The sequence below is a fragment of the Blastomonas sp. UPD001 genome (assembly GCF_003426715.1).
Taxonomy (GTDB): domain Bacteria; phylum Pseudomonadota; class Alphaproteobacteria; order Sphingomonadales; family Sphingomonadaceae; genus Blastomonas.
This window is the reverse complement of sequence record NZ_QKVT01000001.1, coordinates 1,754,333-1,767,324: the sequence shown is the minus strand read 5'-3', so window position 1 is coordinate 1,767,324 and position 12,992 is coordinate 1,754,333. Positions and strand designations below refer to the sequence as shown.

Below are 12,992 nucleotides of genomic sequence, written 5' to 3'. Positions count from 1 at the left end.
GTGCCGCTGCTCCACACGAAATTGCAGGCGCCCCGCACGCTCGATTTCGCGACGCCCAAGGGAAATATCGCGCCGAAGCTGGCCGAGGACATCTATCTCTCGACCGTCCGCCCCGAAGACGCCGCGCGCGTCGCCAGCGCGCCGCTGGTGTTCGTCGGCTATGGCGTGAAGGCACCCGAGCGCGGCTGGGACGATTTCAAGGGCGCTGACCTCAAGGGCAAGGTCGCGGTGTTCCTGATCAACGATCCCGATTTCGTGGCCAGGCCGGGCGAACCGGCAGCGGGCAAGTTCGGCGACCGCACGATGACCTATTATGGCCGCTGGACGTACAAGTTCGAGGAAGCCGCGCGCCAGGGCGCGGTCGCGGCGCTGATCGTCCACAATGCCGCGGGCGTCGGCTATGGCTGGAATGTCGTCATCAGCCCCGGCGGCGAGAATTACGATATCGTCCGCGCGCCCGATGCGCTCACCAGCGTGCGGCTGCAGGGCTGGCTGTCGGCCGACATGTCGAAGCAACTGTTCGCGGCGGCGGGGCTGGACCTCGCCAAGCTCGAGGTCGAGGCGCGCTCGCCCCAATTCCGCCCGGTGGAGTTGAAGGGCGTCACGCTGAATGCCGATATTCCGGTGCAGCCCGAGGTGGTGACCAGCCACAATGTGCTGGGCAAGATCACGGGCAGCAAGCGTCCCGACGAGGTCGTGATGTTCGGCGCGCACTGGGATGCCTATGGCCAGGGCAAGCCCGACGTCCAGGGCCGCATCTACCGCGCCGGGGCCAATGACGATGCGCTGGGCATTGCCGGATTGTTCGAGATCGCGCGATCGATCAAGGCGGGACCGGCGCCCGAGCGCTCGGTGGTCTTCGGGCTGTGGACGGCAGAGGAGCGCGGGCTGCTCGGCTCGGAATATTATGCCGCCAACCCGGTCTATCCGATGGAAAGGACCGTCGCCAATCTGGCGCTCGACATCCTGCAGACCGCAGGCGCGGCGAAGGACGTGGTGCTGGTCGGCAAGGGGCAGAACACGCTCGAGGACGACATGGCGCGCGTCGCGGCGACCCAGGGGCGCACGGTGACGCCCGAGAGCCTGCCCGAACGCGGGCTGTTCTACCGCGCCGACCATTTCTCCTTCGCCAAGCGCGGCGTGCCGGTGATGCTGCTGATGGGCATTGCGGGCGCCTCCAACCTCAAGCAGGGCGGCGTCGCGGCGGGCCAGGCGTGGATCGATGCCTATACCGGCCAATGCTATCATCAGGCGTGCGATGCCTGGGGGCCGGACTGGAATCTCGATGGCGCGGTGCAGGACATTGCGTTGACCGGCGTCATCGGCGCGGAACTGGCCAATTCGACCCGCTGGCCGCAATGGAAAGCCGGATCGGAGTTCAAGGCGATCCGCGAGAAGAGTCAGGGGACCGGGGCGAGCGCGCCGAAACAATAGCTCAGGCGAGCTCGGCGGCGCTGACGATGTGCCGCCCGGGCTTTGCGGCCATCGCCGCCTCGATCAGCGCGGCCGCGATATTCTCGGCCGGGCTGATCCGCCACTGGCGCGGCAGCACCGGCCCGAGCACGGTGAGGATCGCGTCGGTCACGCGCTCCATCGGCCGGAACTCGTCGCGCTTGCCTCCGATCAGCCCGGGGCGGACGATATTGTAGCTGGGATAAGCGAGCGCGCCAATGCTCGCCTCGACCTCGCCCTTGGTGCGGTTGTAGAGCAGCCGCGAGCCCGCATCCGCGCCGATCGCGGACACCAGCGCAAAGGCCTGCGCCCCACGGGCGCGTGCGTGCGTCGCCACCATCAGCGGATAATCGTGATCGACGCGATAGAACGCCTCCGCCGACCTTGCCGTGGCCAGCGTCGTGCCGAGCGCGCAGATGACGGCATCGCATGCCCACCAGTTCGCCTCCGGCGGCAGCGCATCGTAATCGACGATCGGGTTGACGAGCTTCGGGTACGGCGGCAACGCGCGGCGTGTCGGGGCGACGACCTTGGTCACGCGCGAATCATCGAGCGCCCGAGCCAGGACGATCCGCCCGACCAGCCCGGTCGCGCCTGCGATGAGAATCTTGCTCATGGATCGTCCTCCACCGCCGCGCAGGTGCAATGCCAAGCGCATATTCAGCGCCGAATCTGACGCCAGAAATCTTGCGATGTCGAGGAAAAATGGTGGAGCCTAGCGGGATCGAACCGCTGACCTCTACACTGCCAGTGTAGCGCTCTCCCAGCTGAGCTAAGGCCCCATTTGCGCCGGTTTCGGGTCTCCGGCGTCGGGAAGGACCGCCCTTTAGTCGAGCGATCCGGAGGTGGCAAGGGGCAATTTTGCCCCTTGCTCATATTTCGCTTGTTCGTCGGTAAGGCTCAGCCTTCCTCGTCGTCATCGTCCGCCGCGGCGACGCCCAGATCGTCGTCTCCGCCCAGATCGACATCGTTGTCGGGCGAATCGCCGTCCTCGTCGATGTCCAGATCCTCATCGGCGAGATCGACATCCTCCTTCTCGATGACCTTCTTCTTCTCTTCCTCGAAGGGCAGCGGCTGCTTGGACTTCAGCACCGGCTCGGGCGTCCAGCTGTTGCCGCAGTTGATGCAGGATACGGGGTCGTCCTTGCCCAGGTCGTAGAAGCGGGTGCCGCATTTCGGGCAGCTGTGCTTGGCGCCCCATTCAGGCTTGATCATGAAAAATGCCTCGGTTTCAGCTCAATCGGTTGATCGATGTGGAGAAGGTTGCATGCTTCCGCAAGGCGGCGCGCACGCCACCGGCCGGAAAATTGGCGTGCGCCTTGCCATAGCTTTGTGCCGCTGTCAAAAGCTGCGTCGCTTTTACTCCCCGGCACACCATGCCCAACCGGAAATGCAAAAGACCATCATGTCCCATCATGCTGACGAGGCGGCGCGCCCGCGCCGCTTTTCCGCAGGTTCGCCGCTGACCGGCGCAATCCGCGTCCCCGGCGACAAGTCGATCTCGCACCGCGCGCTGATGCTGTCCGCCCTGTGCGTGGGCGAGAGCCGCATCTCCGGGCTGCTCGAAGGCGAGGACGTGCTCGCCACCGCCGCGGCGATGCGCGCGATGGGGGCGACGATCGAGCGCGGCGCGGATGGCGTATGGACCGTCCACGGCGTCGGCGTCGGCGGGCTGATGCAGCCGCAGGCAGCGCTCGACATGGGCAATAGCGGCACCTCGACCCGGCTGCTGATGGGGCTGGTTGCCAGCCATCCGATCACCGCGATGTTCACCGGCGATGCCTCTTTGAGCCGCCGCCCGATGGCCCGCGTCACCGATCCGCTGAGCGAAATGGGCGCGGAGTTCAACGCCAGCCCCGGTGGCACGCTGCCGCTGATGGTCCGTGGCCTTCAGCCGGCAGTGCCGATCACCTACCGGCTCTGTCGCCTCGGCGCAGGTGAAATCGGCGATCCTGCTCGCCGCGCTCAACACGCCGGGCACCACCACGGTGATCGAGCCGGTGCCGACGCGCGACCATAGCGAGAAGATGCTCGCCGGATTCGGCGCGCCGCTGACCGTGGAGGTCGATGCGGACGGCGTGCGGCATATCTCGGTCACCGGGCCGTGTGATCTGAAAGCACAGGACATTGTCGTTCCCGGAGATCCGTCTTCCGCCGCGTTTTTCATCGTCGCCGCGCTGATCGTGCCGGGGTCGGACCTGATCATCGAGAATGTCGGGATGAACGTTACGCGCACCGGCATCATCACCGTGCTGGAGCAAATGGGCGGGCAGATCGAACGCCTCAACGAACGCACCGTCGGCGGCGAGCCGGTCGCGGACCTGCGCGTGCGGGCGAGCGCGCTCCAGGGCATCACCGTCGATCCCGCGATCGTCCCGAGCATGGTCGACGAATTTCCCGTGTTCTTCATTGCTGCCGCGATGGCCGAAGGCGTGACCGTCACCAGCGGGCTGGACGAGCTGCGCGTCAAGGAATCGGACCGGCTCGCCACCATGGCGCGGGGGCTGGAGGCGATCGGCGTGGCGGTGGAAGAGCGCGAGGATGGCCTGGTCATCACCGGCAGCGGGGGCAGGGCGCTGCCCGGCGGCGGGCCGGTCGCGACATGGCTGGACCACCGGATCGCGATGAGCTTTGCGGTGGCGGGTCTGGCGAGCGAAACCGGCGTCGAGGTCGATGACACGCGGCCGATCGCGACCAGCTTCCCCCATTTTATCGCCCTGCTCGAAAGCGCGCAGGGACAGGCATGAGCCCGCTCGCCGCCAATATCATCGGCATTATCGGCAGCGTGCTGTTCATGGGCGGCTTCATCTATGCCAACCGGGTCGAGCAAATCGACAAGCTGCTGTTCAACGCGATCAACCTGGCGGGCGCGATCCTGCTGCTCATCTCGCTGTCGGTGCATTTCAACCTGGCGGCGGTGATATTGGAGACCGCCTGGGGCCTGATCGCGCTATCGGGGATCATCAAGGCGCTGCGCGAGCGGCGCAAGGGGAGGCCATCATGAAGCGTATCACCAGTCTTGCCCTTGCGCTGATGCTGACCGGCTGCGCGGCGACGCCGATGGCCGCGCCGCGGCTCGCCAGCGACGCCCAGATTGCCGCGGCAGAGGCCGAGCCGGTCGGAGAGTTCGCCACCGAGATGCGCTGGAACGAGCGGATGGCCCCGTTCACCATCCTGGGCAATGTGCATTATGTAGGCACCGCCGGCATCGGCGTGTTCCTGATCACCACGCTCGAGGGGCATGTGCTGATCGATGGCGCACTGGCGCAATCGGTGCCGCAGATCCTGGACAATATCCGGACGCTGGGCTTCGAGCCCAAGGACGTGAAATATATCCTCAACACGCATGGCCATTTCGACCATGCTGCAGGGCTGGCCGGCCTGCAGCGCGCAAGCGGCGCCAAGGTCATCGCCAGCGCGGCGGACAAGCCTTATCTCGAGGCCGGGCATGTCGACCATGGCCCCACCAAGGACGCGCTGTTTCCGCCGGTGCGGGTCGATCGCACGGTCGGCGACGGCGATACGATCACGCTGGCCGGGACCACGCTGACCGCGCATCTGACGCCCGGCCATTCGCCGGGCTGCACCTCGTGGAGCCTGACCGCGAAGGATTCCACCGGAATGCCGCGCAAGGTCTTCCTGCATTGCAGCGCCTCGCTGGGCGGCCAGTCGCTGGTGCCGCCCGCCTATCCCGGCATGGCCGACAATTACCGCGCCAGCTTCGCCAAGGTCCGTGCGATGCAGGCAGATGTGTTCCTCGCCAACCACGACATGTTCTTCGGCCTGCACGAGAAGCGCGCGCGGCAGCTGGCAGGCGAGAAAGACGCGTTCGTCGATCCGGGCGAATTGCAGCGGTTCAATGCCAGGATGGAAGCGGCGTTCGTGAAGACCCTGGCCGACGAACAGGCGGCGGCAGAGGCCGGCCAGCGGCCATGATCATCGCGGTCGATGGTCCCACGGCGAGCGGCAAGGGCACGATCGCCAAGGCGCTGGCCAGACATTTCGGCCTGCCGCATCTCGATACCGGGCTGCTCTATCGCGCGGTCGGCGTGATGGCGGTGCGGCTGGGCGGTGATCCCGACAATCCCGACGAGGCGCTCGCGGGCTGCGCGTTCGACGATGCGCTGCTGGGCGACGATCATCTGCGCAGCGAGATGGCGGGCGGGCTCGCCAGCCGTGCCTCGCGCCATCCCGCGGTTCGTGCAGCGCTGCTCGAGCGCCAGCGCGCGTTCGCTGCGCAGCCGGGCGGGGCGGTGCTCGACGGGCGCGATATCGGCACGGTGATCGCCCCCGATGCTGCGGCCAAGCTTTTCGTCACCGCCAGCGTCGGCGCGCGCGCCGCGCGCCGCTATCACGAGATGCTCAGCCGGGGCGAACAGGTGACGCTGGAAGAGATTGCGGCGGACCTCGCCGCACGCGATGCGCGCGATGCCGGCAGGGCCGTGGCGCCGCTCAAGCCCGCCGACGACGCGCTCTTGCTTGATACCAGCGATTTGACTATAGGGCAGGCCGTTCAAAGGGCCATAGAGCTGGTGAACAGCAGGACAGAAGGCGGCGCAGCTGCCCGACCTTAGATGTTTCGATCATCGTGAACATCGCACGCGCCGCAAGCGGTCCGGGCGAGCGTTTGCGCTTTTCGCATATCGGCTGCTGCCACGGGCAAACATGCGCTTTTCGGGCGCTTTCCGCGGCATTCGGCCCGGGGGGCAGGTTGGGCCAAGACCGCCGGAGACAACCGGCTGGCCGGACAAAACTGTTTAAGGAACGTTGGATTTATGGCCTCTACGGCATTTCCCAGCCGCGATGATTTTGCGGCACTTCTCGACGAATCGCTGGGCGGCGCTGCTGCCGTCGACGGCGGATTCGAAGGCCGCGTCGTCAAGGGCACGGTCACTGCAATCGAAAACGACAAGGCCGTCATCGACGTCGGTCTGAAGTCGGAAGGCCGCGTGGCGCTGCGCGAGTTCGCCGCCCCCGGTCAGGACCATGGCCTCAAGGTCGGCGACGAAGTCGAAGTCTATGTCGACCGGATCGAGAATGCCGATGGCGAAGCGATGCTGTCGCGCGACCGCGCGCGCCGCGAAGCCGCATGGGACAAGCTGGAAAATGAATTCGGCGAAGGCAAGCGCGTCGAGGGCGTGATCTTCGGTCGCGTCAAGGGCGGCTTCACCGTCGATCTCGACGGCGCCGTCGCGTTCCTGCCCGGCAGCCAGGTCGATATCCGCCCCGTGCGCGATGTCACCCCGCTGATGGACATTCCGCAGCCCTTCCAGATCCTCAAGATGGACCGTCGTCGCGGCAATATCGTCGTGTCGCGTCGCGCCGTTCTGGAAGAAACCCGTGCCGAACAGCGCACCGGCCTCATCCAGTCGCTCGCCGAAGGCCAGATCATCGACGGCGTCGTCAAGAACATCACCGATTACGGTGCGTTCGTTGACCTGGGCGGCATCGATGGCCTGCTGCACGTCACCGACATCAGCTACAAGCGCATCAACCACCCGAGCGAAGCGATCAGCATCGGCGAGACCGTCAAGGTGCAGATCATCCGTATCAACCAGGATACGCAGCGCATCTCGCTGGGCATGAAGCAGCTGGAAAGCGATCCGTGGGAAGGTGCCAGCGTCAAGTATCCGGTCGGCGCGAAGCTCACCGGTGCGGTCACCAACATCACCGAATATGGTGCGTTCGTCGAACTGGAGCCGGGCATCGAAGGCCTGGTGCACGTGTCCGAAATGTCGTGGACCAAGAAGAACGTCCATCCCGGCAAGATCGTCTCGACCAGCCAGGAAGTCGATGTCATCGTTCTGGAAGTCGACGCCGAAAAGCGCCGCATCTCGCTGGGCCTCAAGCAGGCGCAGTCGAACCCCTGGGAATCCTTCGCAGAGAAGCACCCGGTGGGCAGCGTCGTCGAGGGCGAAGTCAAGAACGCGACCGAATTCGGCCTGTTCATCGGCCTGGACGGCGATGTCGACGGCATGGTGCACATGTCGGATATCGCCTGGGGCATCTCGGGTGAAGACGCGCTCAACCTGCACCTCAAGGGCGAGCAGGTGAAGGCGATCGTTCTCGACGTCGATGTCGAGAAGGAGCGCATCTCGCTGGGCATGAAGCAGCTCGAAAAGGGCGCTCCGGCCGTCGGCGGTTCGGACAGCTCGAACCTGCGCAAGAACGAAGTCGTCACCGTCACCGTGCTCGAAGTGCGCGACGGCGGCCTGGAAGTCCAGGTCGGCGAAGACGGCGCGACCGGCTTCATCAAGCGCAACGATCTGGGCCGTGACCGCGACGAACAGCGTCCCGACCGCTTCCAGGTCGGCCAGAAGCTCGACGCGATGGTCACCGGCTTCGACCGCTCGCGCAAGCCGACCTTCTCGGTCAAGGCGCACCAGCTGGCGGAAGAAAAGCAGGCTGTCGCACAGTACGGTTCGTCCGACTCGGGTGCGTCGCTGGGTGACATCCTCGGCGCCGCTCTCAAGCAGCGCGAAGACTGATCGCAGCGGTCGACCTGCGCCTGAGCGCAGGCGGCGTTTCAAAAAGGGGCATCGGCTCGCAGCCGGTGCCCTTTTTTGTGCGCTCTGGCGCGAACAGCGCCAGTTGCGCATAGAACAGCGTTGAAACCAACATCGATTTCTGACAGCATTCTTCCGCTCGACATCTGGCAACAGAGGGCGGGCACTTGCATCTGCGTTTCCGTTTTACGGGTCAGACGCATTGGCTTGTCGGGGGGCTGGTCAATTGATTGTTGGGAGTGGCGTGAGGGACGTCGCGCTCGAGCATCCCGTCGTGTAATCGATTGCAGGAGATTGACCATGATACGATCGGAACTGCTGCAGCTCCTGGAGGAAGAAAATCCCGGGCTTCGCGGGGAGGAGATCGAGAAGATTCTCGACATTTTCTTCGACAATATCATCGAGCGGCTGGCCGAGGGGGGGCGGGTCGAGCTTCGCGGCTTCGGAGCCTTTTCCACCCGCGCGCGCGAACCGCGCAAGGGGCGTAACCCGCGCACCGGCGAGGCGGTGGACGTGCCCGCCAAGCGCGTGCCCTATTTCAAGCCCGGCAAGGAAATGCGCACCCGGCTCAACGCCGATTGAACGGTAGGGCGCAACGCGCAAGCTACGGGCTTGCCGCGCCCGACTGTCCCGGCCTATAGACGCCGCTGTTCTTGCGGGCGTGGCGAAATGGTAGACGCAACGGACTTGAACATCATGTGAGTGCGCGCGGGGAAACCCGCGACGTAGAACTGCTCAAATTCGGGGAACCCTTTCAAATGGCAATCCCGAGCCAAGCCCGTCCATCACGGCCGGGAAGGTGTAGAGACTAGACGGGCAGCACCTAAACCTTCGCGCGCCATCCCGGACGGGAAGGCGGGGCGGGGCAGGGTGAAGGGATAGTCCAGACCCCGAAAGCCTTTGGGGCGCGGCGGCGAAAGCCGTGGCGGGTACGAAAATCCGTCGGGCTTTGCCCATGGGGGTTCGAGTCCCCCCGCCCGCACCATCATCCGGTTACAAGGCGCGCGCGATGGCTCAGGCAGCGTTGCGGCCGTGCAGCGGGTCATGGCTGCTGATCGCGCAATTGCGTCCCGATGCCTTGGCCTCGTACAGCGCCGCATCGGCGCGAGCGTACAGCGCCTTCGCGCTATCGCCCGCAGACCAGCACGCAACGCCCAGGCTGGCGGTGATGTTGAGCGTGACGTTGCCGTGGACCTGGAAGGGCTGGCGCGCGATCGCGGCGCGAACGCGCTCGGCAATCGCGTCGGCGACCACGGGGCGGGCACGATCGAGAATGACCATGAACTCCTCGCCGCCCATCCGGCCGATCATGTCGCCGGGTCGCAGCAGCGACTGTACCCGGCTGGCAAGCGCGCGCAGCGCATCGTCGCCGGCGACATGGCCATGGCGGTCGTTGATCATCTTGAACCGATCGACATCGAGCACGATGACCGCGAGCGCCCCGCCATTGCCCATGCGCTGGAGCCGCAGGTCGAGATCGCTCAGGATCTTGCGCCGGTTGGCAACGCCGGTCAGCGGATCGAGCTCGGACAGCGTACGCAGCTTCTCGTTGGCGTCGTTGAGCGCGCTGGTGCGTTCGGCGACACGCTGTTCCAGCTCGCCATGCGAGGTGCGGATCGCGCTGGCCAGCGTCTCGAAACGCGAGACGAGCCGCGCGACCTCGTTGCCGGTGCGGTCGTCGGTCGGCATTTCGAGCATGGCATCGCTGGCAAGGTCGCGCGTGATCCGTTCCGCCTCGCGGGTGAGCCGCCGCAGCGGCCTGGCGACAAGGTGGCGCAGCACCAGCACCACGATCAGCAGGCAGCCTGCCAGCGCGATCACCGCCATCGCCGCGATGCGCGGGATCGGGCGCAACGCGCGGGCGAGGATCAGATGCTCCGGCTTGACGGTGAGCGCGTACCAGCCAGGGCCCGGGACCCGGTGCAGCGACACATAGGCATCGAGCGCGTCGGCCTTGCCGGTAAAGTCGTTCTGGCCATGGCGGCGCACGAGCGCCCAGATCGCCGCGAGATCGGGCCGGGGGCTGGCGGTGATATCCAGATACGCCGCGGTCTGCTGGCTGTTCTGCCGCGTGTAGCCGGGATGATAGATCAGCCGCCCCTCGCGCGAGATCAGGATCACCTCCTCTTCGGGCGAACCGGCAAAGCGCCCCGCCGGAGCGATCTCGTCGAGCGGCATCGATGTGCCGAAAGTGCCGATATGGCGTGCATCGCGATCGACCGGGGTCATGCAGCCCGTCGTCCAGACCTCCTGATATTTCAGCGAGATCAGCGATTGCAGGCTGGTGCACCGCATCACGCGCGCAGGGTTTGCGGCAATCGTCGCGATCGTCGCGAATTCGCGGTCCTGAAAGGCGAAATCGGCCGGTGCGGTGTGGCGATAGAATTCCAGCCGGTCGGGCCGGTTCGGCGCGAAGATCACGATGCCGTTGCGCGGCGTGAAATAATAGAGGCTCTCGAGGTCGTAGCGGCTGCCTTCGCTTAGGCGGCGGATGGCGTGCGTCGCGGCCATGATGTCGCGCACGGCGGCATCGTCCCGGTCGATGCCCGCGGGGATGTAGCCCGCCATGCCGTGCACCATGCCGATCGCGGTCTGGCCGCCGGTGAACATGGTATCGATGCTGCGGCGGGTGCCGTCGGATCGCAGCGGATAGAGCGCCTCGAACTGGCGGCGCGCCTCGGCATCGGTCAGCGCCGCATGCTCTTCGCGGAACAGCTCGACCGTGCGCGCCTGGGTGCGCTGGATGCGATCGAACCGATCGCCGAGCTCGCTCACCACCGCCGCGTTGCGCTGGTCGAGCCGCGCCAGCGATTCGTCGATCGCCTTGCTCCGTTCCTGCGAGAAGGCGAGTAGCGCGGTCGCCGCGATCATCAGGGTAAAGCCGATGGCCAGGCTCAGCGCGGTGCGCGAACTGACCGACATCGAACGGAACCAGGGTGACAGGCGGGCGAGCATGGCGCCTTTTGGAAGATTTTGGTTAACGAACTGCAAAGCCTGGAACTTTCGTCGCATCTGGCGGGATTATCCTATCGCCCCCGGCAGACAGGGCTTAGGCTGGGCTATCGGGCCGGCTGTGATGCGGGTCATGGTTTGACCGGAAATTGCCGCTACGGTAAGTTGGTCCAGGCTCGTTGGCGGTTCCTGGCTGGAGAGGCTGAACGATGGTTGACAGGTTGATGAAATCGGGGATGCAGGCGCTTTCGCTTACCGCGGTGCTGGCCATGGCTATGGCCGTGCCGGCGCAGGCGCAGTTTGGCGGCCTGTTGCGCTCCACTCCGCGATCGAGCGGCAAGACCGCCACCGGGTGTGACGACAGCGCGGGCAAGGCCGCGGGCCGATCAGTGATCGGCGGCGTGCTCGGCGGTCTGGCGAGCCGCGCGGGGCTGCCCAGCTTCCTGCCCGTGCCCGAGGTCGCCGGCCTGCTGACCGATGCGATCGCCTGCAAGCTCGAACCCAAGGAGCAGAAACAGGCGGCCGACGCGACGCTCGAGGCGACGCGCGGCGAAGAGGTGGGCAGCACCTCGACCTGGACCAGCGAGACGCGGCAGAACGTGTCGGGCACCTCGACCGTGGTCGGCAAGACGCAACTGGCCGACGGATCGACCTGCATGAACGTCAACGATGTCATCATCGTCGAGGGTGAGGAGACCACCGTTTCCAAGCGTATGTGCAAGAAGCCGGGCGCCGCGCGCTACGAAATCGCACAGGCCTGAGTCCATGCACAGCCGCTTTCGATTGCTCCTGGGCCTGGCTGCGACCGCCTTGCTGTGCGGCCAGTCGCCCGCGCCGATGGATCCGGCCAATCCCACCTGTCCACAGGCGCCCGACTGGTCGAACAACAAGACCATGGCGCTCAAGGTGGTGAAGAAGGGCGATGCCAAGGTGCTGCTCGCCGAAGGGCCGGTTGATCAGACGCTGCCCGACCGGCTGAAACAGGCGCTGACCGACAATCCCGATATCAGCGAGATCTGGCTGCGCTCGCCCGGCGGCAACGCGCGCGCGGGCAATGCGGCGGGACGGCTGATCCGTTCCACGCCGGGGCTGGTGACACGCATTCCGGCGGGCTGGACCTGCTTTTCCGCGTGCAATTTCGTGTTCATGGGCGGGCAGCTGCGCGTGGTCGAACCGGGGGGCAATTTCATGGTGCACATGTTCACCATGACCGGAGATCGCGCCGCGATCGACCAGTCGGTGGCGCTGGGCACCGACACCACGGTCGAGCTGATCGGCGATATCGAGCAGGAAAGCGCGCTGCTCGCCAGCGAGGACAATGATTTCCTGATCCGCATGGGCGTCTCGCGCAAGCTGCTCACCGATATCATGTACAAGCAGAAGGCGGTGGCGGGCGGCGGCGGCGGCGATCAGTCCACCCGGCGCTGCCTGACACAGGACGAGGTGTTCAAGTACAACGTGGCGAACGTGCAGGAATAACGCGCGCTGCTTACGCCGTCGCGCTGAGCAGCCACACCTTGTTGCGCATCATCACGCCTTCGCCGTCGCGATAGTTGCGCGTGAACAGCGCGAGCAGATCGTCGCGCGCCGCGGCGAGCACCTCGGGCCCCGCCTCGGCCAGCGCGCGACCGGTAGCCATGCTGGTGAGTGCGAAATCCGCCGAATCCTCGGGAAGCGCGCCGGGGCCGCCGATCGCCTGCTCGCCCTGATAAGCCTCGACCTCGGGCGCGGAAAAACCGGCCTGCGCCAGGATGTCGCGGACATAATCGAGATCGGCAAAGGCGAACGGGCCGGGGGCGCGCGGATCGGGCGAGGGGATGTCGACATGCGCGCGCGCGACGCCCATCAGCTCCATCATCCACGGATTGTCGCGCGGCGCGGCCCAGATCGCGAGGTCGATCCGCCCGCCGGGCTTCAGCATGCGGTGCAGATTGGCGAAGGCGGCATAGGGATCGGAAAAGAACATCGACCCGAAGCGCGAGACCAGCCGGTCATAGGGCGCATCGTCCAGTGTCACGGTCGCGGCATCGGCGCAGACGAAGCGAAGGTTGGCATGCCCCTCGGCGCGGCGGCGGGCGAGGT

13 protein-coding genes, 1 tRNA gene and 1 pseudogene are annotated in these 12,992 nt (G+C 66.0%); 9 read left to right on the top strand and 6 right to left on the bottom strand.

Features of this window, described 5'->3' with window-relative positions:
• Positions 1 to 1,434 (top strand): M20/M25/M40 family metallo-hydrolase (locus DM995_RS21805; RefSeq protein ID WP_116969202.1); only part of this gene is annotated, 1,434 nt, incomplete at its 5' end.
• A 1-nt stretch (position 1,435) separates the two neighbouring features.
• On the opposite strand, the gene DM995_RS08985 is transcribed toward DM995_RS21805, so the two are convergent.
• The 4 genes from DM995_RS08985 to DM995_RS22250 form a co-directional block, all read right to left on the bottom strand.
• Positions 1,436 to 2,068 (bottom strand): NAD-dependent epimerase/dehydratase family protein, encoded by a 633-nt coding sequence (locus tag DM995_RS08985; protein ID WP_116969201.1) that lies wholly within the window; start codon positions 2,066 to 2,068, stop codon positions 1,436 to 1,438.
• Positions 2,069 to 2,158: 90 nt separating this feature from the next.
• Positions 2,159 to 2,234: transfer RNA gene (locus DM995_RS08980), tRNA-Ala, on the bottom strand.
• 118 nt (positions 2,235 to 2,352) lie between these two features.
• The gene (locus tag DM995_RS08975) at positions 2,353 to 2,667 is read right to left on the bottom strand and encodes a TIGR02300 family protein (RefSeq protein WP_023839428.1); all 315 of its coding nucleotides are present in this window, start codon (positions 2,665 to 2,667) and stop codon (positions 2,353 to 2,355) included.
• 16 nt (positions 2,668 to 2,683) lie between these two features.
• Complete coding sequence (locus DM995_RS22250; RefSeq protein ID WP_232824230.1) at positions 2,684 to 2,869, bottom strand: hypothetical protein; 186 nt, start codon at positions 2,867 to 2,869, stop codon at positions 2,684 to 2,686.
• Between DM995_RS22250 and aroA the strand changes: the two are divergent.
• The 6 genes and pseudogenes from aroA (at position 2,858) to DM995_RS08945 (ending at position 8,540) form a co-directional block, all read left to right on the top strand.
• A pseudogene (aroA, locus tag DM995_RS08970) lies at positions 2,858 to 4,199 on the top strand (3-phosphoshikimate 1-carboxyvinyltransferase). The gene DM995_RS22250 and the pseudogene aroA overlap by 12 nt on opposite strands.
• Positions 4,196 to 4,456 (top strand): CBU_0592 family membrane protein, encoded by a 261-nt coding sequence (locus DM995_RS08965; protein ID WP_116969200.1) that lies wholly within the window; start codon positions 4,196 to 4,198, stop codon positions 4,454 to 4,456. The pseudogene aroA and the gene DM995_RS08965 overlap by 4 nt, the downstream one beginning before the upstream one ends.
• Positions 4,453 to 5,388 carry a subclass B3 metallo-beta-lactamase gene (gene bla, locus DM995_RS08960; protein ID WP_198669305.1) on the top strand — a complete coding sequence of 312 codons (936 nt, stop codon included), beginning with the start codon at positions 4,453 to 4,455 and terminating at the stop codon, positions 5,386 to 5,388. Before DM995_RS08965 ends, bla begins: the two co-directional genes overlap by 4 nt.
• Complete coding sequence (locus DM995_RS08955) at positions 5,385 to 6,026, top strand: (d)CMP kinase (RefSeq protein ID WP_116969199.1); 642 nt, start codon at positions 5,385 to 5,387, stop codon at positions 6,024 to 6,026. The genes bla and DM995_RS08955 overlap by 4 nt, the downstream gene beginning before the upstream one ends.
• A gap of 201 nt (positions 6,027 to 6,227) precedes the next feature.
• Complete coding sequence (gene rpsA / locus DM995_RS08950; protein ID WP_023839423.1) at positions 6,228 to 7,940, top strand: 30S ribosomal protein S1; 1,713 nt, start codon at positions 6,228 to 6,230, stop codon at positions 7,938 to 7,940.
• Between the two features lie 318 nt (positions 7,941 to 8,258).
• Positions 8,259 to 8,540 carry an integration host factor subunit beta gene (locus DM995_RS08945; protein ID WP_031318731.1) on the top strand — a complete coding sequence of 94 codons (282 nt, stop codon included), beginning with the start codon at positions 8,259 to 8,261 and terminating at the stop codon, positions 8,538 to 8,540.
• 432 nt (positions 8,541 to 8,972) lie between these two features.
• Here DM995_RS08945 and DM995_RS08940 read toward each other — a convergent pair whose 3' ends face one another.
• Positions 8,973 to 10,913, bottom strand: coding sequence for a sensor domain-containing diguanylate cyclase (locus DM995_RS08940; protein WP_157973141.1), 1,941 nt, complete (start codon positions 10,911 to 10,913; stop codon positions 8,973 to 8,975).
• A 206-nt stretch (positions 10,914 to 11,119) separates the two neighbouring features.
• On the opposite strand from DM995_RS08940, the gene DM995_RS08935 reads away from it, so the two are divergent.
• Together DM995_RS08935 and DM995_RS08930 are read left to right on the top strand one after the other, a co-directional pair.
• On the top strand, positions 11,120 to 11,671 hold the full coding sequence (locus DM995_RS08935) for a hypothetical protein (protein ID WP_232824228.1): 552 nt from the start codon (positions 11,120 to 11,122) through the stop codon (positions 11,669 to 11,671).
• 4 nt (positions 11,672 to 11,675) lie between these two features.
• Complete coding sequence (locus tag DM995_RS08930; RefSeq protein ID WP_023839419.1) at positions 11,676 to 12,389, top strand: COG3904 family protein; 714 nt, start codon at positions 11,676 to 11,678, stop codon at positions 12,387 to 12,389.
• A gap of 10 nt (positions 12,390 to 12,399) precedes the next feature.
• Here the strand turns inward: DM995_RS08930 and DM995_RS08925 are convergent.
• Positions 12,400 to 12,992 (bottom strand): class I SAM-dependent methyltransferase (locus DM995_RS08925; RefSeq protein ID WP_157973281.1); only part of this gene is annotated, 593 nt, incomplete at its 5' end.